General features: G+C 46.5%; 16 protein-coding genes and 1 pseudogene. 12 read left to right on the forward strand and 5 right to left on the reverse strand.

Annotated features, from left to right (window positions below):
• The first annotated feature begins 3 nt into the window (after positions 1 to 3).
• A complete protein-coding gene (locus GCU48_RS20655; RefSeq protein WP_025716897.1) occupies positions 4 to 222 on the forward strand; it encodes a helix-turn-helix domain-containing protein in 219 nt (72 codons plus the stop codon).
• 284 nt (positions 223 to 506) lie between these two features.
• Here the strand turns inward: GCU48_RS20655 and GCU48_RS20660 are convergent, their stop codons facing one another.
• Entirely contained in the window at positions 507 to 1,727 is a 1,221-nt protein-coding gene (locus GCU48_RS20660) for an IS110 family RNA-guided transposase (protein WP_152381299.1), read from the reverse strand.
• Positions 1,728 to 2,109: 382 nt separating this feature from the next.
• On the opposite strand from GCU48_RS20660, the gene GCU48_RS20665 reads away from it, so the two are divergent.
• Both GCU48_RS20665 and GCU48_RS20670 read left to right on the forward strand, forming a co-directional pair.
• Positions 2,110 to 2,547, forward strand: a complete 438-nt coding sequence (locus tag GCU48_RS20665; protein ID WP_152381300.1) for a MarR family winged helix-turn-helix transcriptional regulator — start codon at positions 2,110 to 2,112, stop codon at positions 2,545 to 2,547.
• A 21-nt stretch (positions 2,548 to 2,568) separates the two neighbouring features.
• Complete coding sequence (locus tag GCU48_RS20670) at positions 2,569 to 3,402, forward strand: DegV family protein (protein WP_152381301.1); 834 nt, start codon at positions 2,569 to 2,571, stop codon at positions 3,400 to 3,402.
• 82 nt (positions 3,403 to 3,484) lie between these two features.
• Here GCU48_RS20670 and GCU48_RS20675 read toward each other — a convergent pair whose 3' ends face one another.
• The 3 genes from GCU48_RS20675 to GCU48_RS20685 form a co-directional block, all read right to left on the reverse strand.
• Complete coding sequence (locus GCU48_RS20675) at positions 3,485 to 4,117, reverse strand: hypothetical protein (RefSeq protein WP_152381302.1); 633 nt, start codon at positions 4,115 to 4,117, stop codon at positions 3,485 to 3,487.
• Positions 4,118 to 4,326: 209 nt separating this feature from the next.
• Entirely contained in the window at positions 4,327 to 5,550 is a 1,224-nt protein-coding gene (locus GCU48_RS20680) for an MFS transporter (RefSeq protein WP_152381303.1), read from the reverse strand.
• A gap of 96 nt (positions 5,551 to 5,646) precedes the next feature.
• On the reverse strand, positions 5,647 to 7,674 hold the full coding sequence (locus tag GCU48_RS20685; protein ID WP_152381304.1) for a beta-galactosidase: 2,028 nt from the start codon (positions 7,672 to 7,674) through the stop codon (positions 5,647 to 5,649).
• Between the two features lie 137 nt (positions 7,675 to 7,811).
• Here GCU48_RS20685 and GCU48_RS20690 point away from each other — a divergent pair, with 137 nt between their 5' ends.
• The 9 genes and pseudogenes from GCU48_RS20690 (at position 7,812) to coaD (ending at position 15,052) form a co-directional block, all read left to right on the forward strand.
• Positions 7,812 to 8,648: an AraC family transcriptional regulator gene (locus GCU48_RS20690; protein ID WP_152381305.1), complete on the forward strand. Its 837-nt coding sequence runs from the start codon at positions 7,812 to 7,814 to the stop codon at positions 8,646 to 8,648.
• A 191-nt stretch (positions 8,649 to 8,839) separates the two neighbouring features.
• Positions 8,840 to 10,657: an APC family permease gene (locus GCU48_RS20695; RefSeq protein ID WP_152381306.1), complete on the forward strand. Its 1,818-nt coding sequence runs from the start codon at positions 8,840 to 8,842 to the stop codon at positions 10,655 to 10,657.
• 82 nt (positions 10,658 to 10,739) lie between these two features.
• The gene (locus GCU48_RS20700) at positions 10,740 to 10,844 is read left to right on the forward strand and encodes a sporulation protein YjcZ (RefSeq protein ID WP_081752081.1); all 105 of its coding nucleotides are present in this window, start codon (positions 10,740 to 10,742) and stop codon (positions 10,842 to 10,844) included.
• Positions 10,845 to 11,020: 176 nt separating this feature from the next.
• Positions 11,021 to 12,138 (forward strand): annotated as a pseudogene (locus tag GCU48_RS20705) (acyltransferase family protein).
• A 171-nt stretch (positions 12,139 to 12,309) separates the two neighbouring features.
• Positions 12,310 to 12,942 (forward strand): hypothetical protein, encoded by a 633-nt coding sequence (locus GCU48_RS20710; RefSeq protein ID WP_025716283.1) that lies wholly within the window; start codon positions 12,310 to 12,312, stop codon positions 12,940 to 12,942.
• Positions 12,935 to 13,450: an accessory gene regulator ArgB-like protein gene (locus tag GCU48_RS20715; protein WP_025716282.1), complete on the forward strand. Its 516-nt coding sequence runs from the start codon at positions 12,935 to 12,937 to the stop codon at positions 13,448 to 13,450. Before GCU48_RS20710 ends, GCU48_RS20715 begins: the two co-directional genes overlap by 8 nt.
• Before the next feature lie 6 nt (positions 13,451 to 13,456).
• Positions 13,457 to 13,579: a cyclic lactone autoinducer peptide gene (locus tag GCU48_RS20720; protein ID WP_081330746.1), complete on the forward strand. Its 123-nt coding sequence runs from the start codon at positions 13,457 to 13,459 to the stop codon at positions 13,577 to 13,579.
• 317 nt (positions 13,580 to 13,896) lie between these two features.
• Positions 13,897 to 14,538 (forward strand): 16S rRNA (guanine(966)-N(2))-methyltransferase RsmD, encoded by a 642-nt coding sequence (gene rsmD / locus GCU48_RS20725; RefSeq protein WP_152381307.1) that lies wholly within the window; start codon positions 13,897 to 13,899, stop codon positions 14,536 to 14,538.
• Positions 14,531 to 15,052, forward strand: coding sequence for a pantetheine-phosphate adenylyltransferase (coaD, locus tag GCU48_RS20730; RefSeq protein ID WP_152381308.1), 522 nt, complete (start codon positions 14,531 to 14,533; stop codon positions 15,050 to 15,052). The genes rsmD and coaD overlap by 8 nt, the downstream gene beginning before the upstream one ends.
• Here coaD and GCU48_RS20735 read toward each other — a convergent pair.
• Positions 15,015 to 16,310 (reverse strand): nucleoside recognition protein, encoded by a 1,296-nt coding sequence (locus GCU48_RS20735; RefSeq protein ID WP_244315813.1) that lies wholly within the window; start codon positions 16,308 to 16,310, stop codon positions 15,015 to 15,017. The genes coaD and GCU48_RS20735 overlap by 38 nt on opposite strands.
• Positions 16,311 to 16,320: the final 10 nt, after the last annotated feature.

Below are 16,320 nucleotides of genomic sequence, written 5' to 3' on the forward strand. Positions count from 1 at the left end.
AGCATGGCAATTATCATCAATATTGATGTGATGTTAGCAAAACGAAAAATGAGCGTAACGGAGCTTGCGGAGAGGGTTGGAATTACTATGGCCAATCTTTCCATTCTGAAAAATGGGAAAGCAAAAGCGGTTCGTTTTTCAACATTAGAAGCGATATGTAAGAATTTGGATTGTCAGCCAGGTGATATTTTGGAGTACAAAAGCGACGAAGACACTCAATAAAAACAGACAACAAATTTATTGAACTAACGGAGACGTTAGTTCAACATCGAAGGGGCAGCCGCGCGGCTGCCCTTCACTCAGCTAACGGGACACGTTAGTTCAATGGAATAGCGACAGTCTAGTCTTTATTTTCTCGTCCTTAGCTGTCGCTGTTCCAATTTCTAAGGTCAGTCTATCCTGAAAATATCGCTCCGTAGAACACCTAAAAAAGGCAACAAGAAAGCGACCCTCCGGCAAACAAAAAAATAGCCAGGGGCATTAGTAATGTATGGTTTGCATAACGATCAGGAAGCTGCCGTATTCACAGTAATTGATACACCTAATGACTCCAGTTTCTTAATGGAATGCTTGATGATCACATCCCGTTTTCGTTTCTCGTAGTAGGTTGGACCTAGCTCGATGTAGGGTTGTTTCCGCTTAAGAATATAGTAAACCATAGACAATATACTGTGTGCTACTGCAACCGTCGCTCGGTTAGCTCCCCGACGCGCGGAAATCCGATGATACTGGCTGGATAAATACGTTTCTTTTGTTCTAGCCGCAGCCTTCGCAGCTTCTACAAGCGTACTTCGGAGTTTCTTATTTCCTTTTCGCGTCTTGCCGGACAATCGTTTTCCGGCGCTTTCTTTCTGACCCGGACACAGCCCTGCCCAAGAACATAAATGGGCGGCGGAAGGATACTGATTCATATTAGAGCCAATTTCGGCTAGAATAGTCTCTGCTGTTCTTCGTGCCACACCTGGGATGGTGTCAAGCAGTTCCAAGTCTTCATCAAAAGGGAGCATGCGCTTTTTAATTTCCTCATCCAACCTGCCAATCTCTTCGTCCAAATAATCGACGTGACGGAGCTGAGCTCCCAGCATCAGTTTCTGATGAGGGCCCATTAAGCCGTTCAATGCTCGCTTCAAATCCGCTTTTTTGCTTTTCAACTTTCGTTTTGCAAGATCAGATAAAGCTTCAGGATCGGTTTCGCCAGCAATCATCGCCTCAATCATTGCACGTCCTGATTTCCCAAGCACATTGCTGGCAACCGAGGAAAGCTTGATGTTTGCTCCTTCCAGCACCTTTTGAATGCGGCTGACTTCCCGAGCTCGCTCTTCGATGAGACTACGGCGGTAGCGAATCAATTCCCTCAGCTCTCTTTGCTCGCGATTTGGGATAAAGCTACCCTTCAATAGACCATGCCGGAGCAATCCAGCAATCCATTCCGCGTCTTTGACGTCAGTCTTGCGTCCCGGAACATTCTTGATGTGCTGGGCATTCACAACAAGAGTCTCAATCTCCTCAAGCTCCAACAGGTTGTAGATTGGTTTCCAATATGATCCAGTGCTTTCCATCGCTACATGAGTGCATTCCTTGACTTTGAGCCAATCTACAAGCAAAATTAAATCGTCGGTCATCGTGCCAAACGTACGGATTTCTTTACCTTCAGGCGTGATGGTGCAGGCAACGATGTTCTTTTTATGAACGTCAAGTCCGCACACATGACTGTAAACAACGTCCATTCGTAGCCTTCTCCTTACGGCAGCAAGATTGAAGGGGCTGGTGCAACAACCACATATGGTTATTCTATCCTGCGTGCTTCCAAATTCGGAGCAACAATCTGTGGTGCACCTGGTCGTTAGGGTCAGTCTAATACTCGGGCTCGAAGCACCATTGACTGCCGACCTGCCTTCGCCAGCCGTAAGTAAATTATATCGCATGCCTACCATTTTCATCATCTGATGGTGCTGCGTTAGCGGCATGGGCGTCTAATACTTTATTTTCTGCTGACGCCAACGTCGGAATTTATTCACAAATAATTCATTGTTATTATCACTTGCGATTCATTATAGTACATAGTATTAATAGTTAACTATATGTATTATGCGTTATATGGAGGTTACTATGAAAGAAGTTGATTTAAGAGACCAACTAAGAGAATCAGTTCAACGGATTTATAGTATGGAATTATTCAGTAGTCTGACAGCGCTTGTCCAAGGTGAAAACCATGTACTTCAATATTTGGTTCAGCATCGAGAGGATGAAATTAATCCTTCCTTACTCAGCGACCATCTGCATGTATCCAGATCAAGAATTACGGCAGCGCTTACGGGCTTAAGAAAAAAAGGCTATGTCACTATGGAGATGTCTGAGCAGGACAGACGACGGATGTGTGTAAGGCTTACACCGGACGGTGAATCGTTGATTAAACAAAAGCAGGAGAGAATAGAAGGTTATTTTGATGCGCTTGTGGCCGGCTTGGGCGAGGATGATGTAAAAGAATTTATACGGTTGATTGAGCTTTCCATGAGCATTATGAATTCGGATTCCACTGGAAAATAACATAAGATGAGGGTGTACAGAATGAGGTATACAATAATAGCAGACAGCTGCTGCGACTTAACAACAGAACTTAGAGAGCAGCTGCAGATTACTACGATTCCGTTAAACATGACATTGGGAGAAAAATGCTTCATTGATGATGACGCGCTGGACTTGCCTCAGTTCATGGAAGAAATGAAAGCCTGTACAACCAAGATTGGATCTGCATCACCGTCACCCTTGCTTTACAAGGAAGCCTTTCAAGGCCCGCATACTTCCTTTGCCATTACATTATCCAGTAATCTGTCCAGTTCGTATGCCAGTGCATTGGTAGGAAAAGATATGGCGGAGGAAGAAAATGGGGCAGATGTCCATGTATTCGATTCGAAAAGCGCGTCGGCTGGACAAGTTTTGTTAGCTCTTAAGCTTCGCAAGCTGATTGACGAAGGATATCATAAAAGCGAAATTATCTCTTCTCTGGAAACCTTTATCATAAAGATGAAGACTTACTTTGTATTGGAAAACCTCGATAATTTGGTGAAGAATGGACGAATGAATAAAATTACGGGCAAGATACTATCACTTTTGCATATCAGACCTATTTTAGGTTCCGACGGTGACGGGAATATCGCCTTATTTACTCAGGCACGCGGTCAAAATCAAATCATCGAAAAATTGGCAGATACCATTGAGAAAAGTGGTAGGGATACCGTGGGGGAAAGCATCGTCATTACTCATTGCAATAATCCCGGTCTGGCGGAAAAATTAATGAATGCATTGAAGAATCGTTATCAATTCAAAGATATTCATATTGTGTCTACCAGAGGGATCAGTTCGATGTATGCCAATGACAAAGGAATTATTATGGCTTTTTAAGCTATTCAGGGTTTATTCCTCGCTCGAACGAGTGTGGGATAAACCCCGTTTTTATATGCTGGGGCTTTACAAAGGTTCAAGCCTATCCCAATTTTCTGATGATGACTGAAGCGTTTACGGTGGTTTGAGTTCCCCCAGCCAATGTTTGCAGAGTAACTGGAGTGGCAGAGCTATGGTTTCGCAGCGTGAGAACATCGCCACATGCCAGAGCGAGGATGGCTTGCCCTGTGTTCTGCTGCGTGCCGGCTCCTGAACCGTATAGGGTTCCTCCAGCCAGGGTGCCATTAATAAAGATGGCAAACTGGTTAGGCTCTACACCCGACACAGAAAAGTGAACCTCATAGTTCCCTGCGTCGGCGACAACAATCTGTGTCGTTCCGGGAACATGAGCAACTCCAGGCGTAAGTATACCATTTGTATCAAAAATAATATCTCCTTCAATCGGAACGACTTGAGGTCTCAGGTTGTAAACATAACCGAACTGCCTTACTTCGCCTGCAGCAGAATCCCGCTCCGTCCCTAATGCGTCATGAGGAATATTCACATGGACAAGTTGTTTTTTGACGATAATATCCTTGCCAAAAAATTTCCGTTTCGTGCGGATTTTTTTCTTTGGGGGCGTCTCATCAAACTTTTTTTCTAACTTATCAAACCAGGAACGGATAAAAACATCTTTTTTACGGCCTTTTTTTCGTTTTAATTCAGGACGACCCAATACAAACACCTCCATATGGTTTGTTGTATACTACTCCATTCATCTAGGAGAGGCATGGATATTTGTCCTGCGTTTTATAGGCAACGACCTATCTTTGGTTAAAAATAGGCCTGTGTACAAGGTACATTCGTCTAGTAAGTAAAATGGCGCCTGTGCTGTAGCCTTGCATTATACCAAGGAACAGTTGAAGGCGCCGAAAAAGGCATGTATCAGGATGAAGCGGTTTGAAGCCGCTTTTTGCGTACGTATAGGGCGTACAGAATCCCGCCAAGCAGGCACAGGATACAGGCCAAGCCTGCCAGCAACCATGCCGAAGCGACCGCTCCGCCACGGTCCATGCTGTTTCCAAGCCATAAGGGCAGGAGGGCGCCCCCGACTCCACCTGCACCGATAAGCAGGCTGGTAGTAGATTCTTCTGTGCCTGGCATCATTTTGCTGGCAAAAACGAGTGCGATGGAAAAAATGCCGGACATGCCCAGCCCCAGCAGTGCAATAAGGACAAAGGCAGCGGCAGTACCCTTAATCAGCGGGAATACACACATCAGCACGGTCGCCGCCAGTGAGCTCAGAGCGACAAAGACGCCGTAGCCGTACCGATCGGCAATGCTGCCTGTGAATAGTCGTCCGGTGGCCATCGCTAGCCAGAAGCAGGTAACACTGAGTGCTGCCTCGGCTTGCGTGAGTCCCAGGCGCTCAATAAACATGGACGGCAGGAAATTAGCCAGACTCATCTCTGTCCCAACATAGATGAAGAAAAAAAATACATTGAACAGGGCCAGCAGCCTCCAATTCCCTACAGGGCTAGCTTTAGAAGCTTTCATCTTCGGTGAATTAGAGGAGGAGGACATATGGTTGTTCCCTCGTTGTTCCTGTTCGTCCAATACAATGTCCAGTTTGCCGAAGGACCCCCGTAGCCAAGCTACGACCGCAATGGCTGCGAACATGGAGATCATGGGAAAAGCCAATCTCCACCAGCCGAGAGCAATGAACTGGCTGACGATAGCAGGCATAGCCAACGCACCAATTCCAAAAAAGACCTCCAGCCGGCTCATAGCAGCGCCCGTTCCTTGAGTAATACCACTAATAACGATGGTACCGATGAGCGCTTCTACCATGCCAAAGCCAAAGCCAGCTGCTGCCCCGACGGCGTATAGCCATCCCCAAGGGGGCAGCAGTGAGTACAGCACTTCTGCCGCACACAGCAGGAGCAGAGCGAATACCAGGCTTCGGCGTTTGCCGAAATTTCGTGCAAGCCACGGCGACAGCAGGACGCCAGCCAGAAAGCCGGAAAATTGAGCGAAAATCAGGCTTCCGCCCTCCGTATAGTTTCTGCCGTAGTGTTCCAGCAGCACAGGTAGCAGGGACCCTACAACCACGTGTGCCAGACCAATCAAAAAATAAGACAAGCTGCCAATCCATAGCAGTCGTTTCATGTTGAACTCCTTTAATACCTAATTTGCGCTCATACAGCAGACTGATCTGTAAACCAGAACTGTGAAATCAGGCCTGTATAAGTCGGATATATGTTGTTATGATAGCTCCAATACTTGAAAGCCGTAGCCGTCAATGGTGATATCTCCTTCCAGGAATTTGCCGCTAATCAGCTCTTTCCCTTTTTGGTCGTCCAGATGTACATGTTGTATCTGGGCGTTATGGTTCAGGATGAACAGATACGATTTTCCATCTTTGGTACGTACAGTAGCTTCTACGCCTGCAGGAGCACGTAGCAAGGATGAAATCCCTTTTTCCTCATAAATATAACCCAGCAGGCCGTCAAGGAAAGATTGCTCAGGGTCTGATGCGACATACCATGCCTCACCTTGACCGAAACGATTCCGTGTCAGTACGGGCATACCCTGATAGAAATCATCACCGTATTCAGCCAGCACCTCGGCACCTTCACTGTGCAGCAGATCGCAAAGCATGCCACATTCATATTCTCCATGCAATGCGCCTACCTTTTCTTTCATGATAATACGATTGTGTGATTCCGGCAGAAGCGTATCAATTTCTTCTACCCAAATCCCGAGCAGCTTACGCAGCTTGCCTGGATATCCTCCGGTTGTGGCCAGATCATTTTCATTGACGATGCCGCTGAAAAAGGTGGTAACGAACGTGCCGCCGCGTTCCGCAAATTGTTCCAGCTTCTCAGCAGTACCCGGCTTGACCATGTAGAGTACAGGCGCGATAATGAGATCATATTTCTGGAAATCCGTTTCTACGGAAATCAGATCTACCTGCACGTTGCGCTGGAAAAGGGCAGCATAATACTTATGCACCTGGTCGACGTATTTTAATGCAACCGAGGGTCCACTTGATTTTTCCAATGCCCACCAATTATCCCAATCGAACAAAATGGCTATTTTGGAGTCGACAGTCGCGTCAAGGAACCGGTCTCCTATTGCTCCAAGCTCGCTGCCAAGCTGCGCTACCTCACGGAATACACGGGTGTTTTCATGCCCGGCATGCTCAATCACAGCTCCGTGAAACTTCTCACAAGCACCAATCGAGCGGCGAAGCTGGAAGAACATGACGGTGTCCGCGCCATGGGCCACCGCTTGGTAACTCCATAGCCGCATGATGCCAGGCCGCTTGAGCGAATTGTACGCCTGCCAGTTTTGCTGGCTCGGTGTTTGCTCCATGAGCATAAAGGGCTGCCCATCCTTTAGGCCGCGCATCAGATCATGAGCCATCGCGGTATAGCTTACAGGCGTATTAGCCTGAGGGTAGCTGTCCCAGGATACAATATCCATGTGTTTAGCCCATTTGAAATAGTCCAGTTGCTTGAAAAATCCCATCAGATTGGTCGTTACCACAGCATTGGGAATATGCTTTTTAATCGCGTTATATTCCAGCAGATAGCAATCGAGCATACTGTCTGAATTAAAGCGTGCATAATCAAGGGAAATTCCTTGAAAGGAGGAGTGATCTTCTCCCCAATGCTCGCTCAGATTATTCGGGGGCACAATTTCATCCCAATCATAGAAGGTGTGACCCCAGAAGGAGGTGTTCCACACCCGGTTCAGTTCTTCCAATGATCCGTATTTTTGCTTGAGCCATACCCGGAACGCGGCAGCGCAGTTGTCACAATAGCAATCACCGCCGTATTCATTGGATACATGCCACACGAGGATAGCGGGATGATTTTTGTAGCGCTCGGCCAATCGGTCAGCCATATGCTCCGCGTATTTGCGATAGGTTGGACTGTTTGGACAGGAGTTGTGGCGGCCACCAAATTTCCGCTTGCGTCCGTCAGCATCGACCCGCAGAATATCTGGATAACGGGTAGCCATCCAGGCGGGGTGTGCTGCGGTGCTGGTTGCAAGACAAACGAAGATACCGCTTTCATATAGACTGTCAATCAATTGATCCAGCCATTCAAAATGATATGTGATTTCGTCCGACTGAAGTTTGGCCCATGAAAATACGTTGAGTGTGGCGATATCAATCCCTGCCAGCCTGAACATCCGTAAATCCTCCTGATGTGTGGCCTCATCCCATTGCTCGGGATTGTAATCTCCACCATAAAATACTTTAGGGAGTTTGCCGCTTATCATACCAATCACCTCTGTATATAAGAATAATTCTATCTTATAATACAAGTAACGGCTTTTAAATATAATAAAATGAACTTGGATATAACAATATGGATCTATAAGAGAAATACATACCTGCATACGTCGGAGGTGCTTTTATGATTTTGACTCCCCATCATTTGCGATTTTTTCTGACTACGCGTGAGCATTCTTTACCGCTTTTTATTGAGAGCATCGGATTTAACAGCAGGCAGGAGGATGTGTCCCGTCCAGAGGGATATCCGTGCTTTCACTGGATTCAGACGGTGACCGGTGAAGGGATATTTACATTTAAAGGGGGGACTTTCTGTCTGGGTGAGCAGTCCGGGGTTTTGCTGCTACCGGGCGAATCCCATGCATATAGACGTGCGACCAAGATATGGCGAACGTTATACATCACATTTGACGGGCCCATCGCCGCTGCTGTATTGACTGCTCTCGGATTGAAGCATACGCGTGGGTATCATTGGGACCCGGATAGCGAGCTGCATACTTTTGGAGAAGGTATCCTTCATTCCCTGGTTAGCAAACGTGATTTATCAGGATTAGATGCATCGGCCAATATATACCGCTTTCTGACGCTGTTGCGTAAATATGGGCAGCACAGCTCGATGCCTTCTCTGTCACATAATGTGGAACGTTTGGCGCCCGTACTGGCCTTTATGGAGCAAAATTACGCCAGTCCGGATGTGGGACTGTCTGATATGGCGGTCATGATGAATGTTAGCGCCCGTCATTTAAATACATTGTTCAAGCAGGCTTTTGGCGTGACATCTTATGCTTACCTGATTGTGATTCGGCTGCGCAAGGCTAAAGAAATGATGACAGAGTACCCGCATTTGACGGTTAAGGAGGTTTCGGAGCGGGTAGGTTTCCGGGATGTCAGCCATTTTGTGGCAACTTTTCGCCGTGCTGAGGGAATTACGCCGGAAAAGTTCAAATTACTATATACATAAGGGTATTTTATCGAAATACTCTTTCTTACTTGGGAATGCTCATTATATGAAGCATTCCTTATTGTTTTTTTCAGGGTGAGGGGGTATAAAATAATAGTTCATTTGTTTCATCAATCTGATGTGCAGGTGACATAATAAACATACGATCCAAAGTTCTTTTGTAAAACCCCGATCAAGAAGGAGTTAATGAAATGCTAAGCAAAGTCAAAAGATTACTAATCGGTCGTCCTCGAAAGTCGATGGCTCTTGAAGAGGAGAAACTAAACAAGCTCAAGGCTCTGGCCATTCTGTCCTCAGATGCTTTGTCCTCTGTAGCTTACGGCACTGAGCAAATTTTGCTGGTTTTAATTACAGCAGGCTTCGCTGCTCTATGGTATTCCATACCTATATCCATCGCGGTTCTAGGATTGCTGCTCATTCTGATCCTGTCTTATCGGCAAACAATCTTTTCCTATCCAGGTGGCGGTGGTGCCTATATCGTTGCTCAAGATAATTTGGGTAAGGCCCCGAGTCTGATTGCAGGCGGCTCCTTGCTGGTCGACTACATTCTGACGGTTGCGGTCAGCTCGTCAGCAGGTACAGATGCCATTACATCGGCATTTCCATCATTACACGATCATCGAATCGCGATTGCTCTGATCATGATTATCTTTTTGACCATTATGAACTTGCGCGGGGTGACAGAATCTGCCTCGGTGCTGGCTGTACCGATTTACTTATTTGTTATTTCCATTTTTGTTCTGATTATTAGTGGTGTCATTCATTACATTGCAGGGGGAGCCCATGCTGCGGCACCGCAATTTGGAGCCACGGTATCCAACGTCAGCCTGTTTCTCTTACTGAAGGCGTTTAGCTCGGGTTGTTCGGCGTTAACTGGGGTAGAAGCTGTCTCGAATGCCATTCCGAACTTTCGCAAGCCTGCTGCCAAAAATGCGGCAACCACATTGATGATGATGGGCTTGATTCTCGGGTGCATGTTTATCGGGATCAGTTTGCTGGCTTATTGGTATGGTGTTCGTCCGAATCCGCATGAAACCGTCATCTCACAAATTGCGAATGCCACTTTCGGACGCGGTGTCATGTATTACATTATTCAGGGCGTGACAGCGCTCATCTTGTTTTTGGCGGCAAATACGGCCTATTCCGCCTTTCCGTTGCTCGCTTTTATGCTGGCTAAGGACAAATACATGCCGCATATGTTCATGGTTCGTGGGGATCGACTCGGATACTCGAATGGTATTCTGTTTTTGAGTGTTTTCTCGGCATTACTGGTCATTGTTTTTGGTGGGAATACAGAAAATCTGATTCCGCTGTATGCTGTAGGGGTATTTATCCCGTTTACGCTTTCGCAGCTAGGGATGATGATTCGCTGGATTCGGCTCAAGCCGTCCGGCTGGGTCGTTAAGCTTGCCATTAACACGATCGGCATGCTGACCACGCTGTCGATTACGCTTATCTTTATTTTTACCAAGTTTAGTCAGGTTTGGATGGTGTTCATCTTCCTGCCTTTGGTACTGTATTTCTTTATGAAGATCAATATTCATTACAAAAATACGGCTGAGCAGCTGCGCATTGACATTATAAAGGATAAACCGATGGTCAAAGGCAATACCATTATTATTCCGGTGGCAGGCATTACTCGGGTCGTCATGAATACCATCAGTTATGCCAAGACGTTGTCGGACAATGTGGTCGCTGTATATGTTGGTGTGGATGATGATGCAATTCGTAAAATGGAGCAGAAATGGGAAGAATGGGATGTCGGTATCCGCTTGGTGGTCTTGAAATCCCGTTATCGTAGCATTATTAATCCACTCCGCAAGTTTATTGATACAGTGGAATGGAAAAAAGCAGACGAGGATCATATAACTGTCCTCATTCCGCAATTCATTACCAAGCACTGGTGGGAAAATATTCTGCACAATCAGACCAGCTTGCTGATGAGAGCTTATCTGCTCAATTATAAAGACGTCATTGTAACGACGGTTCCTTTTCATTTAAATAAATAAAATGCCTGCCGATTGGCCCATACGCAATGGTGTATGCTGCATATCGTATTTATGTACCATATATTAAAGGAGGAAATGACACATGGGTCACGTTGGAGGCTACGGCGGTGGAGCATGGACTTCCACAACTGCAATTTTGGTATTGTTTATACTACTGGTCATCATTTCCCGTTCGCTTTGGGTTTAACAGTCCTGCAAGGGAATAGGGAACAGCTAGCTATAGCTTAACAATCTGAACATCTTTTGGCCGCAGATCATGCGGCTGGGAGATGTTTTTTACATACGTAGTTATTTACTTTGATGATACGTTTTGTGTATTATAGATACAAAATGTATCGCATAAGATTACTATGGAGGGATAAGATGCCCGAAGCCCGGAATGAAATGGAGCATGACAAATTGAAGTTTGTAGATACGCTGAGAGCGCTGGCTATTATTGGGGTTTTGCTGGTGCATGTCAGTCAGCATGTGGACGGAATCAACGGATGGATTCAAAAAGGCTTGAGTATGGGCGCCAAAGGAGTCGCTTTATTTTATATGGCAAGCGCTTTTACGCTATTCCTTCTCTGAGCAGACGCTCGGGGGACAGGACAGAAGGAATTTCGGCTTATCTGATACGTCGTTTTTTTCGAATTGCTCCTTTATATTACGTAATGCTCGGGATCTATTTAATTGTGAACGGGACAGGTCCCCGATTTTGGCTTGGAGATCAGGAGAGGGTCACGGTCGCCAATATTGTAGCCCATGTCCTGTTTTTGAATGGCCTCAATCCGTACTGGATCAATAGCATTATCGGGGTGGAATGGTCCATAGCGGTGGAATGTATGTTTTATCTGTTTGTCCCCTTATTATTTAAACTAATCCGGTCAGTTCGTCATGCTGCCTGGTTTGTCATGATTATGCTTGTGCTAAGCTTCGGGCTGAATACGTGGTTTGCCCAACATCCATGGATTAGTGATCATTCCTTATGGGGGCATTATCTGTATTTATGGTTTCCCAATCAATTGCCTGTCTTTGGGCTGGGTATATTGTTGTTTTTTATTTGGAAGAACGAGCGGCATTGGAAAAGCATAGACCGGGTCAGTTGGGGCTTGCTGCTTGTATCTGTGCTATTTGCGTTTTTTGCAGGTATGACGGATTACCTTATAGGCGCTGGATTGCTGCTGGGGGCATATGCTTTGTATCATTGGCAGCCGATGTGGTTGCTAAATCGGGTATGGTCATGGATTGGCCGCCTCAGCTACAGTATGTATTTGACGCATATGCTGGTTCTGGGGCTGATCAGTCAAGTTAAATTCCCCTTTGCCCCGACGATCAACCTCATTATGATGTTTATGATAACGCTGCTGCTCACCACTGGACTATCCTGGCTCACTTATACGTGGATTGAACAGCCTGGTATCCGGTGGGGGAAAAGGCTCATATCGCGGATGAGGCCTACACGTGGACAGGGAGAATCGGTCAAGGGAAGCGTTGCTTAACCCTTACTCGAATCTTACATCTGATAACATTACGTTGAAGTGCTTGAAAAAATCTATGGAATCCTTGAAAAGACCTCTTGAAAAGTAACTTCCGGCCCTTTATATTCGATGTACAGCCAGGTTTTTAAATATACTGATGAGGTTTGTTGGAATTGTAAAGGAGATGCGTGCATGCTTGTGAAGCCGATCGGCTTTTTGCTTTTTTCAACGCTTGAGGGAGTGGCTGTTTTTGCACTGATTCTTAGTGTTTTTAAAATCAAAATGATTCCTTATCTATGGCAGGCCATTTTTGTAAATCTGATTATGAACCTGCAAAGCTATTTGCTCCGAGAAGAGTGGTCCCTCTCGTATTTGGTGCCTGTCATCAATATGCTGCTCTTTATTTTCTTACTTGCTACCATAGTGAAAATCCCGATTGTGTGGTCAGGCATTATGACTGTAACAGGTTATTTTGCGTATGCCGTTATTCAGTCGTTGCTCCTAAAAATGCTGTTCGGCAATTTGCCAGTTTCTGAGCTGCATGATGGGTCCTTGAAGGGTTATTTGCTGCAATCAATAAGCGCAGCCACAGGGCTGCTCATCTCATTTATGATGTATCGAAAGGGGATAGGCTTCTCTCCTAATTTCAAAAAGCTTAAATTCAAAGAGGAGTATGGCATTGTCATCACGCTGATTATCCTGTCGCTCATTTCAACTTCCATTGTGCTGTATTATAACGAAATATGGTTAAATATGATGTTTTTTGCGCTGGTTTCCGGTTTTTTCATCTATTATGCGCTCGGAAAGGAATACCGGGATGATTGAAATAATGGCTTCCAGGCTTGCCCACCAGATCAAGCGTACGGTGCCGGATCATCCCGCCTCCGTTCCGGTGCTTCAATATGCGCTTGCCCTCATTCTGAATGCATCCATGATCGTAGTGCTGACACTATTGGCCTCATTTTTCACTGGACGGACGGCAGCAGCTGCAACGATCCTTATCGCCTTTGCTCTATTGCGCCAAATATCAGGAGGCATACATTTGAAAACAGGAATGGCATGTGTGCTGGTGACCTCGGTCGCTTTTACATCTATATCCTGCATCTCTTTAGACAGTTGGTGGACAAACCTGTTTACCGGAATGGCTCTAATGCTTGTTTTATGCTTTGCCCCATCCAGGATTGAAAAGCAGTCGCGCATTCCAGCTCGTTTTTACCCTCTCCTGCGACTGTTATCCTCCATACTTGTGTGTACTAATTTTGTAATCGGTTCTTCTGTAGTGGCTGTAGCTTTTTTCGTCCAGAGCCTGACATTGATTCGGGGAAGGAGGTGAAGAGGAATGGTGAGAAAAATAGTATATGGTATAGCGACATCGCTGTCTATGTTTGCAGCATTTGCTGTATCGGTAGCGAGCTATGTGTATGTTTATCAAGGCGATATCCCAGAAGAGCTGCTTAAATGAGCAAATCCTAGAATAGAAAAAATGATACATAAAGCTGCTATGAGGCAGCTTCTTTTTATGCAAAAAAAATCAGGCGCTCCATGAAAGAAGCGCCCGAATGGGAGAGGAGAAACCGGACGAAGAGCTTATGGGGAAACGTAAGTCTTCTCCGCGGTTGTCTACGACATTGGTTGAATGCCGATATCCTAAGGATGCCCAGGGAAGGATTTTTTATACCTGCACAATCCTACGTTTTTCAAACGGCGGTGCATGTGGTACGATAACGTCATAATCTTTATATGGTTATGAACACATATAGAAAATAGGTGAGTTTCAGCGTGAGAGTGGTATCGGGTAGTGCCAAAGGAAGGCCGTTAAAGGCAGTTCCCGGCACAGGGACGCGACCGACCACGGATAAGGTCAAGGAAGCGCTATTTAGCATGATAGGTCCTTATTTTGATGGGGGAGTCGCGCTTGATCTGTTCGCTGGTAGTGGTGGCCTGGGCATAGAGGCGCTTAGCCGGGGGATGGACAAGGCGGTTTTTATTGATATGGAATCGAAAAGCATTGAAGTCATTAAAGAAAATTTACGAAAAACCGGATTGGAAGAACAGGCTGAAGTGTTCCGTAATGATGCCGGAAGAGCGCTCAAGGCGCTCGCAAAACGTGGAGCCCTTTTTGATGCTGTTTTTCTGGACCCGCCCTATCGTCTCAAACACGGAGATGAATTAATGAGCCGTATGGCTGAATTGGACTTGCTTCGTTCAGAGGCAATTATTGTGCTTGAGTATGAGTCTGGACATGAATACCCGGAAAGCTTCGGGCCGTTCGAACAGGTCAAAAAGGCAGTCTATGGTGAAACGGCGTTATCTATTTATAAATATGCAGCCGATGCTTTGTCGGACGCCGAAGAGCATACAGAAGCCGGAGTCACTAAATCCGGCATCACCGAATCAGGCGGGGAGGACCATCATGATTGAGCACAAACCACGTATTGCCGTATACCCGGGAACCTTTGATCCCGTGACGATGGGGCATCAGGATATCATTCAAAGAGCAGCCAGACAGTTTGATTTACTAATTGTCGCGGTTCTTAACAATATTAGTAAAAATCCGTTGTTCTCTCTGGAGGAGCGAATGGAGCTATTGCGGACTGTAACCCGTGATATTCCAAATATTGAGGTGGACAGCTTCCGTGATCTGACAGCCAATTATGTACGTCAAAAAGGGGCTCAGGTTATTGTTAGAGGAATACGGTCGGTGACCGATTTCGAATACGAGCTGCAATTGGCTTCTACGAATCATAAGCTGAACCCGGATGCGGAAACGATCTTTATGATGACGAATCCAGCCTATTCATATCTGAGTTCCAGTATGGTAAAGGAAATTGCCCATTTTGACGGCAAGGTCGTAGATTTGGTAGCTCCTGAGGTCGAGGACGCGCTGCGTTCCAAGGTCAACGCGATGCGTGGCGGCTCAACCATAAAGTCATAAAGGAAATGACCAGTAATATAAGCACAATCGTAATCAAGAGAGTGGCGGACAGCAGGGTGAGTTGCCAGGGATACATGGATGCACCTTCCAATTGTGTCAGAAGATTAGTGGCTTCCGTCATGACGGTTTGTGTGGCCCTGTCATATCCGCTTTCTGCAAAGGAAGAAGCCGAACTGCCGCTGATGTAAGCTGGAATTGTATTGTTGGAGATGCGAGTAAGAGGTGTCCATGCCACCAGTGTAAGCCCAAAGGCGATAAGCCCATGAAGCACTCGCGACAAGGTGAATGTGATGCCTTTGTCGGATGGTCTGGTGACTGCGGTAATTTGAAGCCAGCCGCATAGGCCGCCCCAACCCAGTACGGCGCTGATTAGTGCCGCTTGGGTGCGGAGATCATAAGGCAAACGGCTGATTTCATAGGAACCCAGATGAATCTCCATCCAGGCAGGCCATATGAAAGAAAGCGTTCCTTGGCCTGTATATATGGATATTAGTCGAATCAGTACGGAAAAGAAAATAATAAATCCACCTGTCACCATAAGCGTCTGTACAGCATGAGATACGGTTTCGCCCAGCAGCTTTCCGAAGCTGCGGCCGTCCCGTTCTCTGGCGGATTGCGCAGCATTCCATGCGGAGCGGATCAAGGTGGTGGAAGTACGGGAAACAGAAGTGGGCCGTAGGGCAGCTGGCGTTTCCCGTTTTTGCAATTCCTTTGAGGTTGCAGGCAGTCTGGCTGTAATCCAGCCTGCCAGTAATCCAGAGATCCAGTGAACAGCAAGTAACATTCCGCCTACAGTCGCATTGTGCAGCAATCCTGTTCCGATGACGAGCAGGATGGTGATCGGATTGCAGAAATGGGCGATGGCGGTCAGTCGGCTGAGCTGAGGCTCGGTCATATCCTCCTGCTGTGCCCATTGACGCACTGCCTCCACAGCCGCAGGGAATCCGGCGGTCAGGCCAAGGGCCAGCACCCAGCCGCTTCGTCCGGGCAGTCGAAACCAGAAGCGCATGAACGGCTCCAGCAGGACACCCAGTCCATGGACCAGGCCGAAGGCGATGAGCATTTCGGATAACATCAAAAAAGGGAGCATAGCCGGGAAAATAATACTCCACCACAGTTTAAGCCCTTGAGCAGAGGCTTTGAACACCTCTTCTGGAGAGGTGACAACAGCCAATACAAGCAGGATGGCTCCGAAGCCAAGTAGCAGGGTTGTCCAGTAAGGCGTGGTATGGGCTTCCTTTTGTGTCAAAGGGTTCACCTCTCATCCA

Source organism: Paenibacillus brasilensis (assembly GCF_009363115.1).
GTDB classification, from domain to species: Bacteria; Bacillota; Bacilli; order Paenibacillales; family Paenibacillaceae; genus Paenibacillus; species Paenibacillus brasilensis.

Excerpts from the sequence above, each read along its gene's own strand:
- GCU48_RS20655 (WP_025716897.1), top strand. The coding sequence starts at position 4 with ATGGCAATTATCATCAATATTGATGTGATGTTAGCAAAACGAAAAATG.
- GCU48_RS20660 (WP_152381299.1), bottom strand. The coding sequence starts at position 1,727 with ATGGACGTTGTTTACAGTCATGTGTGCGGACTTGACGTTCATAAAAAG.
- GCU48_RS20665 (WP_152381300.1), top strand. The coding sequence starts at position 2,110 with ATGAAAGAAGTTGATTTAAGAGACCAACTAAGAGAATCAGTTCAACGG.
- GCU48_RS20670 (WP_152381301.1), top strand. The coding sequence starts at position 2,569 with ATGAGGTATACAATAATAGCAGACAGCTGCTGCGACTTAACAACAGAA.
- GCU48_RS20680 (WP_152381303.1), bottom strand. The coding sequence starts at position 5,550 with ATGAAACGACTGCTATGGATTGGCAGCTTGTCTTATTTTTTGATTGGT.
- GCU48_RS20685 (WP_152381304.1), bottom strand. The coding sequence starts at position 7,674 with ATGATAAGCGGCAAACTCCCTAAAGTATTTTATGGTGGAGATTACAAT.
- GCU48_RS20690 (WP_152381305.1), top strand. The coding sequence starts at position 7,812 with ATGATTTTGACTCCCCATCATTTGCGATTTTTTCTGACTACGCGTGAG.
- GCU48_RS20695 (WP_152381306.1), top strand. The coding sequence starts at position 8,840 with ATGCTAAGCAAAGTCAAAAGATTACTAATCGGTCGTCCTCGAAAGTCG.
- GCU48_RS20700 (WP_081752081.1), top strand. The coding sequence starts at position 10,740 with ATGGGTCACGTTGGAGGCTACGGCGGTGGAGCATGGACTTCCACAACT.
- GCU48_RS20710 (WP_025716283.1), top strand. The coding sequence starts at position 12,310 with ATGCTTGTGAAGCCGATCGGCTTTTTGCTTTTTTCAACGCTTGAGGGA.
- GCU48_RS20715 (WP_025716282.1), top strand. The coding sequence starts at position 12,935 with ATGATTGAAATAATGGCTTCCAGGCTTGCCCACCAGATCAAGCGTACG.
- GCU48_RS20720 (WP_081330746.1), top strand. The coding sequence starts at position 13,457 with ATGGTGAGAAAAATAGTATATGGTATAGCGACATCGCTGTCTATGTTT.
- coaD (WP_152381308.1), top strand. The coding sequence starts at position 14,531 with ATGATTGAGCACAAACCACGTATTGCCGTATACCCGGGAACCTTTGAT.